The following is a 17,783-nucleotide window of genomic DNA, read 5'->3' as shown; positions in this document are numbered from 1 at the left end:
CCCTTGCAATACCTGTCTGATACTAATCCGCGTCTCTCTAAAAGAGCCGCACCCATTTAATTTAGGACAAATTTAGGACATTGAAGTGGACGTTAGAGGTAGTAAATAACCGTCTAAAAGCAGGCAAAATCGGAGTAGCCGTAAGGCAAAGGGGCGATCGCTTGTCTTTGCGTGCCACACTACCGCCGAAACCAGCAAGCAACAAAGAACATTGGCATCAGCAGGATATTTCTTTGGGTATCTATGCCAATGTGGCCGGACTTCAAGCAGCTGAAGCAGAAGCAAAGTTACTAGGTGGCAGAATTGCTAGTGGGGAATTCAACTGGAGTCAGTATCTAGAAGGCGGTGATTGTAAAGACAAGGGTTATCGCGTCTCTAGTTGTGGGTATTAGATCGATAAATTCAAAGAAGATTACTTTGCCCAAAAAGGAGACGATGCTACCAAACGGCAAACCTGGAAGGAGCACTACGAAAGGTATTTTAATAAGCTGCCGACGAATGAAAATTTGACTCCCGAAATTTTAATCGCGATCGCCACAACCACCATCCGTGAAAGGTTAGAGTAGAGTGCATTTTGTCAATCAGCTAAAATACTCAAAACAATCTAAATAAAAATGATAATCGTGCATGAGGGAGAGAGGAAGGAGGCGAGCGACGCTCGCCTCCTTCCTCTCTCTTTGATTATCATTATTAAAAAAGTTTTTCATAGCTATTTTGTCCAATGAAAAAGTATTGTAACGATGGAATACTTTTGTAAAAAATGGGCAACATTGTTATATAAATTCAATGATCAAACAAGGTAATGAAAAGTTTGGTCTACTGCTATGCCCAAGCGACAAAAACAAAACTCTGACCACGCACACAAACATAATACTCCTACTATAGATAATGAGGTAATTTCTCAGCAATTAGAAGCTTTATTAACTCCAGCTATTTTTGCTCAACAAAAATATTACAAACAGTTAGGATTACGAGATAGAATTCTGAATTTATCTTTCATGGTAGCAGCAGTATTAACGCTATTGTGGAGGCAAGTTCCTGGAGTACAAGAATTAAATCGTCTTTTGGCAAGAGAAGGTTTCTTATGGTGTCCTGTTACTAAAGTTGCTCAACAATCACTATCAGAAAGATTTTTGGTATTTCCTGCTGAATTATTTGAGCGGGTCTTTAAAGATTTACTACCTCAGTTACAACTAAATTGGCAGCAAAGACTGAGGCGACCACTACCAGATAGTGTTAAGTTTGCACTGCATAATTTTGATAGAATTTGGATAGCTGATGTTGCAAAATTTGATTTAAGAGTAGGAACTGCTAACTTGCTTGTTGATTAACTCGTCTTAGCATTTCTGCATCTGCTTCCTCATCCGTCGTGCAAAGCACACCAGGACGATCGCTTAACCTATCCATATATTTGTGAAATGCCTCTGTATCCTGTGGATGAGTTCTAACATAGGCTAGCAACTCTTTATCCGACATCTGCTCAAAATTCATCTGGGTCATTTAATAAATACCTCCCCATTTGGAAATATTTCTACTTCAATTGTGTCGCCAATTAAAACAAAAAGTCTTTTGTTTCGTTCGTCTAAACGAACCACGTTAATTGGCTGCATCAAGTTACTTGCTGCTACACATCTGCGGTAAAACGCTTTTAACTGTGCTGATGTTGGCTCCATCAAACTTCTCTTTTATTCTCGCCTACAAAAAGTACAGACTACAGTCCGTCATTATTATCACTACTCCTTTCTCTGCCTTATCCTCATCCGCTTCGCCTACTGGTAAAACCAGTTTCTCGCCAATTCGTGGTAGCCACCTGCAACTTGAGAACTCAGCAACCATCTTTTTGGAAGTTCCAACAAGCCACATAAGGCAGAGCTTGAAATCTTGAGGATTGTTAGTTATAAAAGCGTTTGACATATGCGCCCCCATTGTTGACTCGCTCAACTCAAGAGTATTGTTTCGCTCTTGTATTACGTTGCAGCAAAGCCACCGAAGTGCCAATAAAGATTCTGATAAAAGTGCGGATTGACATCCGTACTTATCGCGATTCTATAAAATCGCTGTGAAGTGATCGCTTCACAAACCCGCTTTCGCAAGCTGTTGACGAGAAATCTTGCTCATAATATCCGCCGCATCGTCAACCGCGCGCGGAGTTTGCACGGTCAGACTTCTTGGGCTATTGGCAAGCTGCATAATTCGTTCATTCAAGGTGTCGAGTCGCTGCTCGATTCCCTGGTTTGCCACCTTTAAAGCATCCACAAACTGGCTATATCCAGCGCTAGTTTCAGGAGTTTTGATTTCTGCCGCCTTCACCATATCAGCAGTTCTGTCAATTGGGGGCATACTACCCGAATATCTGGGGTCATAAGGGTCAAAATACCAATAAGGCAAATTACCTTGTTTTTTGTTCAACTCCAAATCGTAATTGTAGCCACTGGTATCAATGACACTAGTTCTTTTATTACCTACATTCCGCACCCTCAACTGTCACAATCGGTTTTTACTATGTTTTAGGAGGAGATGAAGCTATCTCATATACCTAAAGTCCCAGAATTAACGGTTAAAGAACGATTTGAAAGCATAATTTGTAGCAAAGAAACAAGAAAAAATTAAGTGATTATGCTATGTGACACCCCAAGGTGCGGAATGTGGGTTATTAGTCTCTACAATCTGTCCGGTCATCTTCATCCAGTTGATCCGGCTTTCGTAGTCAAATAAACCTTCTCCAGGTTTTTGGATATAAGGATTCTCCCAGCCAGGTACGTCGTTGTTTGCTGTAGGTGAACTAGCAGGCGCTGCTGTGGTGGTATCTCTCGACTCTTGTTTTTGAATCTTAGGAGCAGACGCCTCCACTCTCTCCAATGCCGCCGCTTGTCTTCTGGCGCTGTCAGCAGCCAATTCCTGGTTCAGTGCCGCCTTTTGAGTTGCTTCCTGTGCCAGTGTGGCATTGCGAGCTAGTTCATCTTGGACTTTGAGGTTGTCTTCAGCAGCGCTAAATTTTTTATCAGCCAACTCAGCGCCTCTTGACGCCAATTCAATTTCCACCTTGGCTGCTTCAATGCCAACCTTGTCTTTTTTGATGGTGGCTATCCGCAAAGCCGATTCAGCTTCCAACTTGGCTTTAGCAGCTGCGAGTCTTGCTGATTCGGCTTCAAAAACAGCCATTTGGGCAGATATCTTTTGCCGCTTCAGGTCAAGTTGCAAGGACTGGCGTTGATATGCTTGTTCGAGCTTGAGTGCTTCCAGTTTCTTGTCCGCAATCTCCGATTCAATTTGTGATCGCTTCTCTAATATTTGTAGTTCATTTGTACCAAAGCCCAGGCTATTAAGCTGGGATGCGATCGCCCCTTTCATGCCGAGGCTGGTATTGTCATCCTTGAGTTTCTTGGCTTCGGTTCGTTGCAGTATCTGTTGCTGCTTGTTAGCGCTGTCTTGCAGCTGAGTAAGAGAAATATCCTGAGTCGCTTGCTGTACCTTGAGTTGAGATTCAGAAAACACAGTCTTTGCACCCGCCAGTTGGTTACGCCGCTCTCGCTCACTCTTAAGTTTCTCTAAAATCCCCCTATCAGCTTCATCGGATGTATTTTTTAGTACATCATCAATTTTGGCTACTGACGAATCAGGAGAAACACTCAGTCTTTGTAAGGTTGATTGAAATTCAGGAGATGCGATCGCGGCACTGCCTTCATTAACCGCAGATTGTAGATCTGCTAAATCAGCCTTGGCTTTTTCTCTTTCAGCTACTGCTGTATCTAAAGCAGCCTGTCGTCCAGCTTGTTTGTTTGTTTTGAAGCCAGCGAGTTGAGATTGAGCAATCCGGGTTTTGCGTCCCTCGAATTGTTGCTGATTTCGCTCCTGAGATTCAGCAAAGGCTAAGTTAAGTTGGCGTAGTGCCTGAGTAAAAGCCAGTACGGGGTCAACACGCAACGAAGCGAGTGTTGATTCTGCTTCAGCCTTAAACTGTTTCAATTTTTCTGCATTTGCCTGTAGTTGCTGTGTCAACTCCTGTGCTGCTTGCGTACCTCCAGATGCTGCGATCGCTTCTGGGGATTTCAACGCCTCAATCTGAGATTTGATGGCGTTGATTTGTTGGTCGGTTCGTGCCAAATCTAGGTTGAATGGCTTGGAAGCGTCGGAGCGGACATTATTAAAATTTCCTGATATTGCTTGACTATTTCTTCGATTTCAATAGTTGGCAAGCCATCAAAGTTTACAGATTTAGCCCCGATTTCATCAGCTTTAGTCCTAATATCTTTGACGACCGCAACGTATTTGGATTTTTGTTTAGCAACATCAATACCCAATTTTTGGGCTTCTGCCAGAAAAGCATAAATACCGTCAATTAACTTATTGGCATCAGTCAGCCCAATCTTAGAGCCAGCTATACCGCCCAAAGACAATGCTTGGTCTTTAAGCTGTTTGCGTTTTAATTCCTCACGCACCCGGTCTGTATTTCTAAGTTGAAATACATTTGCTCCTGTTTCTAACTCTCTAGATAAAGGCTTTCTCTGGTCTGGCTGAATTGCTACAGATGATTCGATTTTGTCTGCCAGCTTCAAAAGCTCTTCAGGAGTGGGAGTAATATCGACAGCAAGATTCCCAGTCTTGTCAGCGATCGATGAACCAAAATCATGCTGAAAAGCATGAAAAATCTCATGGACTATGTTACCAATAACTTCATCCGTTACTTGATTGATATCGCCTACTTATAATTTTTGATACAAATCAGGTCGAATTCTGTAGGTGTTGGATGCCGTAAGGTAATCCCCTCTACCTGCAACCTCAGCAGATGGCACAACAGTGGGGATTTTTTCAGCAGGTAAATTTTGTCCAGTTACTATCCGAGCTACCGATTGCACTGCATCCACATACAATGGCGGCAGGGTGTTTGCCTGTTGTGCTTTTTGTCGTTTTAGCCGCCCAACCTCAGATGCTTTACGAGCTTCCTTTTCGGATGCTAGAGCCTGCTTTTCAATTACTAATTGCCCCTTAGTCGGTTGAGGTAGGTTGCCAACATTGACAATTTCTCTGGTTGCACTCTCAATTGCCTGTACCAGTCCACTTGATAGTTTTTTTTGTAACTGCTCCAATACTGAAGATAGTTCATCGTTAAGTGCTTTCAGTCGCTTAGAGGTTTTTTGAATGTCTTTTTCTGGATTAGCAATTTCTATAGCCCTTTTAGTTTCCCGAAGTGCTTCAATTTCCTTAGTTGTCTCTTCTAGTGCCGCACTTGAGCGAGCTAGGCTTTGAATATCTTGGCGATTCGCTTTCTTGGATGAAATTTTTGCTTGTAATTCAGCTAATTGCAACAAGTACTTGAAAGATTGATACTAAATCTTTCAAGTACTTGTTGCAGGGTTTCTAGCTGCTTAACTACCACATTACCAATAGGATTGGCGCGGATAGTTTCTACCAGTTCCTGCTGTATCTTGGGTATCGCCTGAATTGATTTTTCTGTGGCGCGCTGGGCGATTAGTTCTAAAGAACCAATTTGACTTCCCAGAGATGACTGTACGCCTTTGGCAATTCCACTTCCCAACTGCATACCAATGGGCGCGCCAATTCCGAGCAGTACACCTTGCAGTGCTTGCTGTACTGGGGAAAGGATTAATCCAGCCAGAGAACCAAATAAATTTTTCTGAGGCAGCCATTGTCTGTGGGCCAGGCAAAGGCTTCCACAAAACTTTTTCGGGCTGAGTCTCTTTCTCTGCCTGATTAACAACTTCTTCCCATTGCTGCCTTACGCCCTTTTTGCCCACGCATCTCTAAGCTGCTGTAAAAATTCATCTGGACTAACACCAAGCTCAATTGCCCGTTCCACTAAATCAGCCACAGTCTCAGGCTTGATTTTGCGCTTCAGTTCCACCAGTCGAGCGATCGCACCAGCAATCCCACCCTTTGATTTATCGTCTGCTTCTGGCAGTGAAGCGTGAAGTTCCGATAACGCCGCCTCAACTATGCCAATATCATCCAGACTTTCCACACTGCGAATTTTTGGTAATTCAAGTTTTGGGCTTGAGTTTATCGGCTTGGGCTTGAGATGGACAATATTAGTTTGTTGCAAATCCCGCCAGTTTCCCTCTGCCGCCCAACGCTCAATCGTCCGGCGACTCACACCCAAGCTATCAGCAATTTCCTGAATGTGAACCCCGGTGATAAATTTAGCCTTTGCTATCTCTTTGCGCTGGTCGGGCTGCGACATTTATAACGACATAAAATGAAATGGCAATACTAAAATGCCCATGCTATCAAGTGTCTAGACCTGTCGGAGGTGTCGCGATGTACGAAATTGAAAGAGAGGTTGGCGAGAATTACACTTTGCGACTTTGGTCAGAAGTAGAGCGCCCTGCATCACATACCAGAGCAGTGAGAAATATTGCCTACCTAGTAAGCAAGTCCCTAGAAATGCTTTTGCATATAGAGGCTGAGTATAGATGCGATCGCAGTTGGCACTTCAAAATCTTTTTTGATGCAGGACAACAGACTGCTAATGTAAGTCAGGCTGTTAGTCAAATAGAGTTACTTAATCCATTTAGCGTGCATGGCTTTGTGGAGAATATTGTCCGAGAAATCAAAAGGTTTATTTACCACACCACTCAAACCTGGGAAATTACAAATCTTAGGTATGAAAAGAGGTTGGTTGTTAGTCAAGGCGATCGCTCAACTAGAGATATTGTGCTTGACGAAGTTATTTCGTATATTTCGCATGATGGTAGTGTTAGCAACGTCGTCATTACAGCCACTTTATCTGAAGGCAGGGTGGAACTACTAGTCTGACAAGTTAACTTTGCTAGGTGAGACGGATTCTGATAAACTATTTGAAGTGTGGTTGCGAGTAGGCTCATGGCAAAGAAGTATACAGTATCTTTGAGTAAAGAAGAAGTAGAAAAACTGCGATCGCTAATCAAAACAGGTAAAAGCAAAGCAAGGAGTATGACTCGCGCTCATATACTGTTGATGGCATGGGAGGGAGAAACTGACAAAGCGATCGCACAATGTCTAAGAGTACACGTTTCTACCGTAGAGCGAACCCGTGCCAGATATGTAGAGGGAGGAATTGAATTAGCTGTACAAGACCGTCCTCATCCACCAAAGCAACCAAAGTTGAATGGTGAACAAGAAGCCTTTCTGATTGCAACAGCATGTTCTACTGCACCAGAGGGAAGAAATCGTTGGACGATGAAACTATTAGCAGAGCGCATGGTGAGTTTAAATATCATCGATTCAGTTTCTGGGGAAACTGTACGCTCTTATTTAAAAAAAACGAAATTAAACCTTGGTTAAAGGAACAATGGTGCATTCCGAAAATAGATGCTGAATATGTTTTAAGGATGGAAGATTTATTAGATTTATACAGCAAACCATACGATCCAAAACATCCAGTAATTTGTTTTGATGTTGCGAAGCTTCCCGAAGGGTACGCCCATATCCTTTGTTGGATGACACTAGAGAACCATTACCACCCGAACCAGGGCAACCAGAGCGTTATGACTATGAATATAAAAGGAATGGGAGTGTCAACTTATTTGCAATTTTTGAACCGCATAAAGGTTGGCGGCATATTGAAGTTACACAACAGAGAACTAAAAAAGATTTCGCCATCCAAATGAAGAATTTAGTGGACGTTCATTACTCACAAGCAGAGTCTATTCGTCTAGTAGTTGATAACTTGAATACACATAATCCATCGGCTTTGTACGAAGTATTTCCACCAGAAGAAGCACGTCGGATTGTCCAAAAGTTAGAGTTTCACTACACCCCCAAACACGCTAGTTGGTTAAATCAAGTTGAGATTGAATTTTCTGTTTTATCACGTCAGTGCTTGGAAAGGCGAATTGCTGATGTACAAACATTATCCCAAGAAATCGCCTTTTGGGAAAGCGATCGCAATTTTCACAAGGCGAGTGTAAATTGGCGCTTTAAAACTACGGATGCACGTAAGAAAATGGGACGCGTATACCCAGATGTCTGACCTAGCAAAGTTAACTTGTCAGACTACTAGACAATTATTTGGGAGAACCGCGTATGACTACAGCAGTTTTAGAGCAATCAAATTTATCTTCTAAAGAAACCAAAGAAACAAGCACCAAAACAAAACTCTATAAACTAGACGCTTTAGTCAAAGCCACTCAAAAACCCATAGAAGAAGTAAAAATCATGCTAGCTCGCGTGAGAGCGGCAATTTACCCACGAGAAGATGGGTCAGAATTGGTTGCTGAATCTCACTTTGACAAGGTTGTACTGGAGTGGGCAAAGTCGAATAAACAGGACTTGCAGCAATGCAACTACGGTCGGGCAGACCGAAAGTTAACGCTTGGGGAGAGTCCCACCTCTGGGTTAGATGACGCAAGGAACCTAATCTAAGTGGTCTCGTTGAACCAAGAATCCCCTGGTTTTTAGCGCGAATGAGCGTAGCCATATTCACGCAACCAGGGGAGTGTCAATGGTTTATTGATAAATCAAGGAAGTATCCCAAATGTTCAAAAAATCCGCCTGCAATTGAAATCGCAGCAGACTGTTTGATTGATTAGAGTTGTATGAAGGTGTTTAGAGACGCAAAATTTCGCGTCTCTACCGAACTGTTCACTGACTTAAGGCTTGATACAACACTTCGCGATGAATCAGCGCTCTGTCTACTAAAAACTGGATTTTTTCTGATGACAATGGATCACCATTGGCATAATGCTCAATCCAAGTTTTACTAATAACATTGGGGTCGTCTGGTAAATTTGCTAAATCCCACCCCGGCATATCTAAATCTTCCATCAAACGGTTAACTTTTGGGTCATAACTTAAAGCAAAACAGCGACAACCTTCGCTGGCTGCCATGATTAAACTATGCAAACGCATTCCGATCGCCATTTCAATTCCCCGAAACACACCTTTTAATAGTTGTGGTTCTTCCAAGCAGAGAATTTGACTAACATCTTTGAGTGCTGGTTGAATTGCTTGGGCGAGATTCAAATCTTGGGCCTTTTGGAAAGGTAGCAGCACAATAAAAGTCTGCGTAGCTTTTTGAAAGTCTACCAAGGCGCGAGTCAGATGACTCAGGCGAGTTGGGGTAAGTTGGGGATGCGATCGCAACGTCACAGCAACTCTTGGTGCTGATAAATTCCAAAGTCCGGGGACTGGTTTGGATTGTAACGCCCACACCGGATCGGGTGCCTTGATGTGGGGAATTTGCCAATCAGATAGTAAACTGGCCGAAGCGCGATCGCGTACACTCACTTGCGTACAACCTGCAAAAGTTTGTCGCGCTAACCAACGTGTCACCCCACGATGTAAAGGGCCGATACCCTGCGCCCAAGCGATTGTTTTTAAGCCCATTTTTTGAGCTACGCTCATCATTGTCCCATAGTAAAATGGGCTGATGGCACTAGTGGCATCTTGGATTAAACTACCACCACCCCAAATTAAAGCATCACAAGAACGCAAACCTTTGATTAAGCTGGGAAAAGCCATACGTTCATAAGCTTCTACGCCATAGCGATTTCGTGTTTCCTCTGGATTGCCAGAAAGAACCACTGGTGTGACATCAGATGGTAACATTTGCAGTAGCGTTGCCAACAAAGCCTCATCGCCACCATTTCCTTTCCCGTAGTATCCAGACAATAACGCCCGCATCTTAGCCTTTTGAGATATGTAGATATTCAGATTATTGTATTGGTTGGCGTGTATCAACAATTTTTGTTGAGTCTACTTTAGCGGGATTTAAGTTTACACCGAATTGATTTATATTATTTGAAAAACTAAAACCCCGACTTATTAGCCGGGGCGACTTTTACTACACCTCTTGCACAATCAAAAAATATCAGTATTAAGAAGCTGAAACTTGCCAAATTGCCGAATTGAGAATTGGAATACCGCTCAGGGTTTAAACCCTTAGCTAAATCCTGTACCAGACGCACTATATCGCGTCTGGTACAACCCCAAAATTATGACGAAAAATCCTTAACCGAACCGTATTGACACCACCTACGTGGGTTTAAAACTCTGTTAGTCCGCATCGACGGACTTGGTTTGTATAGCGGCGATTACGAATATCGCCAGAAGTGAATAAATTTTTACTTTTAGATTTGATATCCAACCTACGTATTTTCTCACGATTCAGTTCGGACTGTTATAGTCATGTTGCTATAGCGATTGTTTTAAAAAGCTGTTATACCATTTCTCTTCTATCTTCTTTATTTTCAAAATAGCGAAACAAAAATAACCAAATTGGCAGGAAACTATTAATAGCAATTAGTCGTACAACATGACCGGCTGTAACAATTTCGACATTATGATCTAGTGTTAAAGCAACTAAAATAATTTCCGCAGCTCCTCCAGGTGCTGTCACCAAAAGACAAGTTAACCAGTCCCAAGAAGTTAATTGCATTGCAAGTAAAGTAGCAGCTACGCCAGCAGTAAGAGTCATTGCGACTGAGATCAAGGCGTATCCTATAGTTCGTTTTTTGAAAGTCGGTTTTTCGCCCCAATACTCACCAATAGTAATTCCCAACAGCATTTGACCCAGTAATTTGATTAATATTGGTGGGGTGAAGTAGATATCACTTCCCAAAGATAGCCAATTTAGAATTGGATTAATTGTTATTCCCACGACTAACGAGGCGAAAAAAGGAGCAGCAGGAATTTTCAATAATTGAGTTATGTAAACTGCTAATGTACTAATTAATAATACTAACAAAAGTAACTCTAAAGAATATGGCTCGTTAGTAGAGGATATGGGTGGTTGAATAGAGGTATGATTTGTGACTCTTGCTATTAAGGGAATGAGGAAAACTACGCTTGTGACTCGGAGTGCTTGTACTAAGGCTACCAAAGTGACATTTTTGTTGTAATCTGCTGCAATAGCTGACATCACACCCACACCACCAGGAACTGTAGCCAGCATTGATGTCAAAAGATTGGTTTTGGTCAAACGAGAATAAATGTAGCCAATGCAACTTCCACACAGCATGAGAAACAGAGTGAGGAAAACAAAAACTGGAACGCCAGCAGTAATATTAGCTAAATTAGCATGAGCATTAGAAGCACCGATAGTTATACCCACCAACATCATTCCCACCTGTCTAGCAACGCGGTTAGGTTTAGGCGAATAGTTATAAAAAATCCGACATGTCTGGAATACCAGCGCACCAGAAATGATTCCGCCAAAAATCCAAGCAATACCACCAAAATTGAAATGAGATAGAGCTAAACCAAAGGGTATAGCTAAAAGTAACTCTACACTCAGGATCTGGAGTTGCTTGATAGATATCTGTTGTTGCTTAACAACAGGACTTTCTGTGGTGCTATGTTCTTGATTGGGAACAACAGTTAAACTTTGATTCATTAAAAAGTGTTTCTTAAATCAACTAGTAACCAAACTAGCGCGATTATTAAACATTTGGGATGCTCCCCGCTAACTGGACTGTAAAAGTGGAACCTTCGGAAGGTTTGCTTTTAACAGAAATAGAGCCACCACACCCGTGTAGTAGTTGCTGTACAATTGTTAGACCTAAGCCTGCACCGCCAGGATCTTCTATTGACAGTGGACGCACGCGATAAAAACGGTCAAAAATTTTGGGAATTTCGCTTTCGCCAATACCGATACCGCTATCACGAAATTCTAATTGAACATAATTGCTTTGGAGGCGTCCGCGCACCCAAACTTGTCCTCCTTTGGAGTATATTTAATGCTATTAGAAAGCAGATGAATGACAATTTGCCTAACTCCTCCACTTACACACCAAACAGCAGGGAGTTCTATTGGTACGGTGTAAGCTAACATAATCCCTTTTTCTTGTGCTAGGGGTTGATAGGTACTAACTACTCCAGGTACAATGTCTGCAAGGTGTACTGTTTCTAAATGCATTGCTTCCAAATTATGCTCAATTTGCACCAATTCCAAGACGCCATGAATTAGCGAATTTTGGCGATCGCATTGAGTATTGAGCATTTGGGAATAGCGCTGTCGTTGGGTGTTTTTTAGACTAGGCGAATTTAATAGACTTAAGGCTGTCTTCATGTGTGTCAAAGGTGTACGTAGTTCATGACAGACATTACTTAAGAATTCGTCTTTGAGTTGCAAACTGTTGTGTAGTTTTTGTTTTTGCTGTTCTATCTTGGCTATCTGCTGAGAAATAATTTGACGGTTAATTTCATCGTGTCGTTGGAGTTGTTTTGTCAACAATTGACTCATCAGTGCTGGTTCAAGCACACTTGTACAAATCAAATCATCTGGTGCAATCGGATATTTTTCTAGTACTATTGCTTGTTTGATACCATCTAATACCTGTTGGATTCTTTGTGGTTCAATAGTAGTTATAGTCAACAAATTTCTATAATTTTTAATTTCTCTTTCAGTTACCGTTAAACTGCAAAAATTGGCTGATAATACTATTAAGAAATACTCTCGATGTATTTTTGATTTAGGGTATAAATCTGTCTTGGACTGTTTGCCATAGATTTGGGATGGTGAAGTTATAGGAGGAGTGTTTTTCTGAGTCTCCCCATCAACCAAAGTATTCCCCAGATTCTCAACTTGGCAATTATAAACAACTCCAGAATTATCAAATTGCTGTTGGTAGCGTTGAATTTCTGAATGCCAAATTTTTCCTGGCGGCAATTTTACCCATAAAGTTGCTGGAATATGCTGCTCTATTAATAAGTCTATTTGTGACTTCAATAGTGATAAGAGAGTAGCAGGAGTCACCGACAAAACTGGAGGAGGTGTTTGTCCACCCAAAGCCAGTTGAAATATTGATAGTTCCTGAACCAGAGAAACATTCATTTGTTATTTGTTATTTGTCATTGGTACGGAAATGGAGAATAATTTTATACTAATAATTTCCTGTTCCTAGAACGCCGATTCAGTATTTATAAATTGTCTTTAATGAGTAAGACAAGGAGAGGAGGAAACAGATAACAAATATTCTCCCTTTTCCTCCTTGTCTGTTTGTCCCCTTTTTGATCCCCGATCCCCGATTCCTAAGCTTTAGTCCTTAGCTTTTCTTCTAAGGCGTCGCGTGCGTGTTCTCTGTCGTCAAAGTGGATTTTTTCGGTTCCGAGAATTTGGTAATCTTCGTGACCTTTACCAGCTAGCAGGACACCATCTCCAGGTTGTGCTTCCAAAATTGCACTCTTAATAGCGGTAGCGCGATCGCAGATCACTATTGGCTGAATTGTTTCCGGTATTCCTGTTAAAATGTCCTCCAAAATCCGCTCTGGATCTTCAGTACGGGGATTATCGGATGTCACTACTGCTACGTCAGCTAGTTCGGCGACAATTTTACCCATTTTGGGGCGCTTAGTTCTATCCCTATCTCCTCCGCAACCAAATACACAAATCATCTTACCAGGAATAAACGGACGCGCTGCTTTGAGCAAGTTTTCTAAACTATCAGGAGTGTGAGCATAATCTACAATCACACTGATGTCCTGTTGTGGATTCACCTGTACTCTTTCCATGCGTCCAGGAACACCCGGGAACTCTGGTATCACAGATATCACCAACTCTAAATCTAAACCTAAATGTAAAACTGCTCCGACTGCTGCCAAAAGATTTTCCAGATTATATTGACCAACTAGAGGTGAACGAAAAGCTACATCACCTGTTGGTGTGTGCAGTTTACCACTAACACCATTGGGTTCGTAACTTAAATCACTCATCCATAAATCAGCACTGGAATTTCTGACACTATAACTCCAAACTTTATTTGCATCTAAAGATGTAATTAATCGCTGTCCGTAGGGATCATCGGCGTTAATTATTGCTCGCTCTTTGAGATAATCAGAATTAAATAGCAAAGCTTTGGCCGCGAAGTAATCTTCCATATCGCGGTGAAAGTCAAGATGGTCTTGAGTAAGATTACTAAACACCCCAACTTCAAATTGGCAACCCATTACCCGTCCTTGTGCCAAAGCGTGGGAACTAACTTCCATTACACCATATTCATTACCAGCAGCTATGGCTGCTGCTAGCTGGTGTTGCAGTTCGACTGCAAATGGTGTGGTATGAACAGCAGTTTGAGTGAAACCTGGCCAGCGAGTATACAAAGTACCCATTAAAGCCGTAAGTTTATTGGCTTTGTTAAGGAAATATTCAATCAAATGGCTGGTTGTGGTTTTACCGTTTGTACCTGTGACGCCCACAAGTTTGAGTTTTTGCCCAGGATAGTCATAAAAAACTTTAGCTAATTGGGCGCAGGCTGTTGTCATGTCTGTGACGGTAATGACACAAGCGTCTGGGGTGGAAGGGTGTTTCTGTGCTGCGTTAGGAGATATGATTGCCGCTACAGCACCAGATGCGATCGCACTTTGCCAAAAATCCCCGCCATCAACCCGTGTTCCAGGCATACCAATAAATAAATCTCCTGGAGTGGTAGCATGGGAATTTGTTGTTAATCCTGTCACCTCACTATCCATTGCTGGATGTTCAGGTAAATGCACAATCCCTTCTACACTGGCTATTAACTCCCGCAGTATCATGTTGTGAACCTCTTCAAAAAAGGAACTATAGGCTAATACTCGACTACACGAACTATGCTGGGTTCGTAGTGAGCGCTTAAGCGCTCATAGAGGACTAAAGTCCTTACTACAAACTACTAGGGTTAGAAACTAAACCTAACCGATAGCTTGCGCTTTATTCTGCACTATTTTCCTTTTTCTACAAATACTTATAGATACTTCCGGAGTAAATTTTCCAACTGTTGTACTGTCGCACGGGGAGAAGGGCGGGGTATAAGTTGCATTTTCTCTTTATCTTGGACGCTATTTGCCTGATGGGCTACAAACAACACAGGAACCTCATATTGGTAGGCTTGGAACCAATTGTCATCAGTGGTAATGTCCCGAATTTCTAGCTGTAGAGATGAAATATTTTCCATCTCTATAATTTTTTCTAATTTTTCCTGTAAACCCTCACATAAATGACATCCCGGCTTACTGTATAAGATCAATTGCATTTGTTGATACCAATTCTCACATTGCCAAGCAATAGACTTTTGTTAGGTTACGATAGATACTTTACTAGTATCCACATCGTAACGAACGCCAACAATTTTAAGTTTATTTTGGCGAACAAGTCTAGATAAAATTGTTGAATCTTCTATCAACTTATTGGCTTGGTATTTAATATTGGCTACAACTGCATGAGCCTGTAAATTTTCTGGGGACGATTTGATTGTTTCAATAGCAGGTTTGATACCTTCAACTATCAAACCCATTCTGCCAGAAATTTGCTATTGATGTCGAGGTTAAGACTGAGGCTAGAATAGCTGACAGTGAAGTAGGTTTAGATGTCGAGTTAGAATTTTTCTACTCAGACTCCAATGGGCATCATGAACCTAACCCAAGGTTTTTAAGAAAAGCAGAAAAATCCATCAAACACGCTCAAAAACAGATTTACAAATGTTAAAAAATCTCTTTCAACTCGTACCCATAAATGTAGTTGTGGGTGCGACTTGCAAAGAGAAATTAACGCTGCAAAAAATATTCTGAATCTTGGAAGACAAGCTAGGGGAGGGCATCCCCAAAGTAACGCTACAGGAGTCGGAATCAATACCCTACTTGGCGCAAGCCTGGTAGGGCAAATTCTGACGGTGAATGTAGAATCCCCTCGGCTTTAGCCAAGGGAGTGTCAAGAGCATAACAGACATTTAACACCTGTCATCCCTTGCTTTCGGTAGATATATATTCCTTGCTTTTGATATATGACTCAGGCACTCAAAAACAGGTATTATTAGTAAGCAGCTTAATACTGACTCTAGCAATTGCCTACTTTAGATAGTGTAATTAGTGATCACTTTCTAGATTGCTCATCATCAATCGATGATGTGGCTTGTAATCTAGCTAACATAGATAGAATCACAAATAAACTGCTCCTTCACTATCTATGACTTAACTTAAATATTTGCCAACCAATGCTAGAAAAAATTTATACCTTACAAAGTATTGTTTTTTTGATGGATCTGTTGGACATTAGAGCTATGAAACTTCTTAAGTGGAAGTCAAGACAAAAACTTATGTTTGAATTTACAAAATCAACTGATATCATCACAAATAAAAGCAAGAAGGATTGTATTTTGCATGTCTAAGTCAATGTAAAAGTTCTGTTTGATGAACTGTCGATATGTGTTGTTGAGGAGGAAGTGTTCATGCGTAGTTTATCTAGTTGGTCGTTCACAAGTAGCGCATTAGTGGCTTTAGGAATGATGGCTACTGTGACAAGTCCAATAATAATGTCCGCTCCTGTATCCGCTCAAGTTAATGCCCCAACTCCAGCACCTGCACTCACACCTGCACCTGCTGTGACTACTCCTAGCTTTGCTGATGTGCCAGCAGATTATTGGGCGTTGCCATTTATTCAAGGTTTAGCTGCAAGAAATGTAATTGCTGGTTTTCCAGATGGAACCTTCAGACCAAATCAACCTGTAACCCGGGCTGAAATTGCTGCTATGTTCCAAAAAGCTTTTACGCTAAATCCAGTTCGTCAGCTACCACCAGAAGGCTTCAGAGATGTGCCTTCTGATTATTGGGCAGCATCTGCAATTAAAGCTGCTTATGAAGCTGGATTTCTAGCAGGTTATCCAAATAACTTGTTTCAGCCGAATCAAACAGTTTCCAAAGCAGATGCTATTACTGCGATAGCTAGCGGACTCAATTTATCTCCCAGTGGCTCTGTAGAACAAACTCTTTCTACTAATTATGTAGATGCTGGGCAGATCCCATCTTATGCTATTAATCAGGTCGCGGCAGCAACCCAAGCTAATCTTGTCGTCAACTATCCTGATGTCAGAACGCTTAATCCTCAAGGAGGTTTAACGCGTGCTGAGGCGGCTGCACTTTTATATCAAGCGTTGGTGAGACTTGGACAAGTGCAACCATTACCTAGTAATGTGGCAGCTGTAAGTTACATTGTGGGTGGTAATCCTCAAACTACAGGTGATATTGTTTCGCTAGCTGAGTCTAGTGGTAGTTTTACAACTCTGACTTCTTTACTGAAGACAGCAGGTTTAGCAGATGCTTTGAGACAACCAGGGCCATACACACTTTTTGCCCCGACAGATCAAGCATTTGCAGCTTTACCTCCAGATGTTTTACAGCAGTTACAGCAACCAGAAAACAGAGAAACGTTAATCAAGATTTTGAGATATCACGTAGTTTCTGGTGATCTGCCTGCAAACAAGCTTACATCTGGTGAAGTCAAAACTTTGGAAGACGAAGCTGTTAATGTAAAAGTTGATACTGCGAATAACCAGATTGCGGTCAATAATGCCAGTGTCATCCAACCAGATGTTAAAGCGACTAATGGTGTTGTACACGTCATCAACCAAGTTTTGATTCCACCTGAATTAGCACAGGGTGAACAAACAGAAGGTGAAGATACTGCTGTCAGAGTTAAGAGAAACTATATTGCCGTTGGTGGTAACATTGGTTTAGGTGGTAATACGGCTCTTGGCAGTGGAAACTTTGCAGTCACCAGCAAATTTGGTATTACAAACAATTTCTCAATCCGGCCAGGAGCAGTTATTGGTGATGATACTGTCTTCCTAGTTCCCATCACTTTTGACTTTGCTTTCCGACCAACTGATATTGGTGGTAGTGATGCTGTTATATCTCCTTACATAGGTGCTGGCGTAGCTATCGGGACTGGTGATGACACTGATATTGGTTTGCTACTGACTGGTGGTGTAGATTATCCTTTGTCTTCTCAATTTATGATCACAGGTTCTGTGAATGCTTCTTTTGTAGATGACACAGATGTTGGCCTGATGTTAGGAATCGGTTACAGATTCTAAATT

General features: G+C 41.7%; 18 protein-coding genes and 3 pseudogenes. 7 read left to right on the top strand and 14 right to left on the bottom strand.

From position 1 onward, the window contains the following. Window positions 1-80: 80 nt before the first annotated feature. The 3 genes and pseudogenes from AC5JMK_RS16490 to AC5JMK_RS16480 form a co-directional block, all read left to right on the top strand. On the top strand, window positions 81-392 hold the full coding sequence (locus tag AC5JMK_RS16490; protein WP_495910586.1) for a hypothetical protein: 312 nt from the start codon (window positions 81-83) through the stop codon (window positions 390-392). Further along, complete coding sequence (locus AC5JMK_RS16485; RefSeq protein ID WP_495910587.1) at window positions 393-566, top strand: hypothetical protein; 174 nt, start codon at window positions 393-395, stop codon at window positions 564-566. It begins immediately after the preceding gene. A 258-nt stretch (window positions 567-824) separates the two neighbouring features. Further along, a pseudogene (locus AC5JMK_RS16480) lies at window positions 825-1,280 on the top strand (hypothetical protein); the annotation flags it as partial. A gap of 31 nt (window positions 1,281-1,311) precedes the next feature. Here AC5JMK_RS16480 and AC5JMK_RS16475 read toward each other — a convergent pair. The 8 genes from AC5JMK_RS16475 to AC5JMK_RS16440 all read right to left on the bottom strand — a co-directional run bounded on the left by AC5JMK_RS16475 (window position 1,312) and on the right by AC5JMK_RS16440 (window position 6,199). Continuing rightward, window positions 1,312-1,500 carry a DUF6887 family protein gene (locus AC5JMK_RS16475; protein ID WP_495910585.1) on the bottom strand — a complete coding sequence of 63 codons (189 nt, stop codon included), beginning with the start codon at window positions 1,498-1,500 and terminating at the stop codon, window positions 1,312-1,314. Continuing rightward, window positions 1,497-1,673 (bottom strand): DUF6888 family protein, encoded by a 177-nt coding sequence (locus tag AC5JMK_RS16470; RefSeq protein WP_495910584.1) that lies wholly within the window; start codon window positions 1,671-1,673, stop codon window positions 1,497-1,499. The genes AC5JMK_RS16475 and AC5JMK_RS16470 overlap by 4 nt, the downstream gene beginning before the upstream one ends. A gap of 400 nt (window positions 1,674-2,073) precedes the next feature. After that, the gene (locus AC5JMK_RS16465) at window positions 2,074-2,475 is read right to left on the bottom strand and encodes a hypothetical protein (RefSeq protein WP_495910583.1); all 402 of its coding nucleotides are present in this window, start codon (window positions 2,473-2,475) and stop codon (window positions 2,074-2,076) included. A gap of 144 nt (window positions 2,476-2,619) precedes the next feature. Further along, window positions 2,620-4,104 (bottom strand): coiled-coil domain-containing protein, encoded by a 1,485-nt coding sequence (locus AC5JMK_RS16460; protein ID WP_495910582.1) that lies wholly within the window; start codon window positions 4,102-4,104, stop codon window positions 2,620-2,622. 2 nt (window positions 4,105-4,106) lie between these two features. Continuing rightward, window positions 4,107-4,556: a hypothetical protein gene (locus AC5JMK_RS16455; RefSeq protein WP_495910581.1), complete on the bottom strand. Its 450-nt coding sequence runs from the start codon at window positions 4,554-4,556 to the stop codon at window positions 4,107-4,109. Between the two features lie 147 nt (window positions 4,557-4,703). After that, window positions 4,704-5,306, bottom strand: coding sequence for a hypothetical protein (locus AC5JMK_RS16450; RefSeq protein WP_495910580.1), 603 nt, complete (start codon window positions 5,304-5,306; stop codon window positions 4,704-4,706). Then, a complete protein-coding gene (locus AC5JMK_RS16445) occupies window positions 5,297-5,719 on the bottom strand; it encodes a hypothetical protein (RefSeq protein WP_495910579.1) in 423 nt (140 codons plus the stop codon). The genes AC5JMK_RS16450 and AC5JMK_RS16445 overlap by 10 nt, the downstream gene beginning before the upstream one ends. Before the next feature lie 18 nt (window positions 5,720-5,737). After that, the gene (locus tag AC5JMK_RS16440) at window positions 5,738-6,199 is read right to left on the bottom strand and encodes an ECF-type sigma factor (RefSeq protein WP_495910578.1); all 462 of its coding nucleotides are present in this window, start codon (window positions 6,197-6,199) and stop codon (window positions 5,738-5,740) included. A gap of 77 nt (window positions 6,200-6,276) precedes the next feature. On the opposite strand from AC5JMK_RS16440, the gene AC5JMK_RS16435 reads away from it, so the two are divergent. From AC5JMK_RS16435 to AC5JMK_RS16425, 3 genes and pseudogenes are all read left to right on the top strand, one after another. After that, window positions 6,277-6,774: a hypothetical protein gene (locus AC5JMK_RS16435; RefSeq protein WP_495910577.1), complete on the top strand. Its 498-nt coding sequence runs from the start codon at window positions 6,277-6,279 to the stop codon at window positions 6,772-6,774. 66 nt (window positions 6,775-6,840) lie between these two features. After that, window positions 6,841-7,969, top strand: a pseudogene (locus tag AC5JMK_RS16430) (IS630 family transposase). 53 nt (window positions 7,970-8,022) lie between these two features. Beyond that, window positions 8,023-8,361, top strand: coding sequence for a hypothetical protein (locus AC5JMK_RS16425; protein WP_495910576.1), 339 nt, complete (start codon window positions 8,023-8,025; stop codon window positions 8,359-8,361). A gap of 219 nt (window positions 8,362-8,580) precedes the next feature. Here AC5JMK_RS16425 and csaB read toward each other — a convergent pair whose 3' ends face one another. From csaB to AC5JMK_RS16395, 6 genes and pseudogenes are all read right to left on the bottom strand, one after another. Continuing rightward, window positions 8,581-9,621 (bottom strand): polysaccharide pyruvyl transferase CsaB, encoded by a 1,041-nt coding sequence (gene csaB / locus AC5JMK_RS16420; RefSeq protein ID WP_096676455.1) that lies wholly within the window; start codon window positions 9,619-9,621, stop codon window positions 8,581-8,583. Window positions 9,622-10,156: 535 nt separating this feature from the next. Further along, window positions 10,157-11,332: an AbrB family transcriptional regulator gene (locus AC5JMK_RS16415; RefSeq protein WP_096676454.1), complete on the bottom strand. Its 1,176-nt coding sequence runs from the start codon at window positions 11,330-11,332 to the stop codon at window positions 10,157-10,159. Between the two features lie 46 nt (window positions 11,333-11,378). Further along, a pseudogene (locus AC5JMK_RS16410) lies at window positions 11,379-12,772 on the bottom strand (DICT sensory domain-containing protein). A gap of 197 nt (window positions 12,773-12,969) precedes the next feature. Continuing rightward, entirely contained in the window at window positions 12,970-14,469 is a 1,500-nt protein-coding gene (locus AC5JMK_RS16405) for a UDP-N-acetylmuramoyl-L-alanyl-D-glutamate--2,6-diaminopimelate ligase (protein ID WP_096676452.1), read from the bottom strand. A 188-nt stretch (window positions 14,470-14,657) separates the two neighbouring features. After that, entirely contained in the window at window positions 14,658-14,945 is a 288-nt protein-coding gene (locus AC5JMK_RS16400; RefSeq protein ID WP_096676451.1) for a glutaredoxin family protein, read from the bottom strand. 42 nt (window positions 14,946-14,987) lie between these two features. Next, window positions 14,988-15,206 (bottom strand): carbonic anhydrase, encoded by a 219-nt coding sequence (locus tag AC5JMK_RS16395; RefSeq protein ID WP_495910575.1) that lies wholly within the window; start codon window positions 15,204-15,206, stop codon window positions 14,988-14,990. Between the two features lie 930 nt (window positions 15,207-16,136). Here AC5JMK_RS16395 and AC5JMK_RS16390 point away from each other — a divergent pair. After that, window positions 16,137-17,780, top strand: a complete 1,644-nt coding sequence (locus AC5JMK_RS16390; protein WP_495910574.1) for a fasciclin domain-containing protein — start codon at window positions 16,137-16,139, stop codon at window positions 17,778-17,780. The last annotated feature ends 3 nt before the right edge of the window (window positions 17,781-17,783 follow it).

It is taken from the genome of Pelatocladus sp., from assembly GCF_059505505.1.
The sequence above is the reverse complement of the archived record's forward strand: the minus strand, read 5'-3'. Positions and strand labels throughout refer to the sequence as shown.

Coding starts and splice junctions, on each gene's coding strand:
- AC5JMK_RS16475 (WP_495910585.1), bottom strand. CDS start 1,500: ATGACCCAGATGAATTTTGAGCAGATGTCGGATAAAGAGTTGCTAGCC.
- AC5JMK_RS16470 (WP_495910584.1), bottom strand. CDS start 1,673: ATGGAGCCAACATCAGCACAGTTAAAAGCGTTTTACCGCAGATGTGTA.
- AC5JMK_RS16440 (WP_495910578.1), bottom strand. CDS start 6,199: ATGTCGCAGCCCGACCAGCGCAAAGAGATAGCAAAGGCTAAATTTATC.
- AC5JMK_RS16435 (WP_495910577.1), top strand. CDS start 6,277: ATGTACGAAATTGAAAGAGAGGTTGGCGAGAATTACACTTTGCGACTT.
- AC5JMK_RS16425 (WP_495910576.1), top strand. CDS start 8,023: ATGACTACAGCAGTTTTAGAGCAATCAAATTTATCTTCTAAAGAAACC.
- csaB (WP_096676455.1), bottom strand. CDS start 9,621: ATGCGGGCGTTATTGTCTGGATACTACGGGAAAGGAAATGGTGGCGAT.
- AC5JMK_RS16415 (WP_096676454.1), bottom strand. CDS start 11,332: ATGAATCAAAGTTTAACTGTTGTTCCCAATCAAGAACATAGCACCACA.
- AC5JMK_RS16405 (WP_096676452.1), bottom strand. CDS start 14,469: ATGATACTGCGGGAGTTAATAGCCAGTGTAGAAGGGATTGTGCATTTA.
- AC5JMK_RS16400 (WP_096676451.1), bottom strand. CDS start 14,945: ATGCAATTGATCTTATACAGTAAGCCGGGATGTCATTTATGTGAGGGT.
- AC5JMK_RS16395 (WP_495910575.1), bottom strand. CDS start 15,206: ATGGGTTTGATAGTTGAAGGTATCAAACCTGCTATTGAAACAATCAAA.
- AC5JMK_RS16390 (WP_495910574.1), top strand. CDS start 16,137: ATGCGTAGTTTATCTAGTTGGTCGTTCACAAGTAGCGCATTAGTGGCT.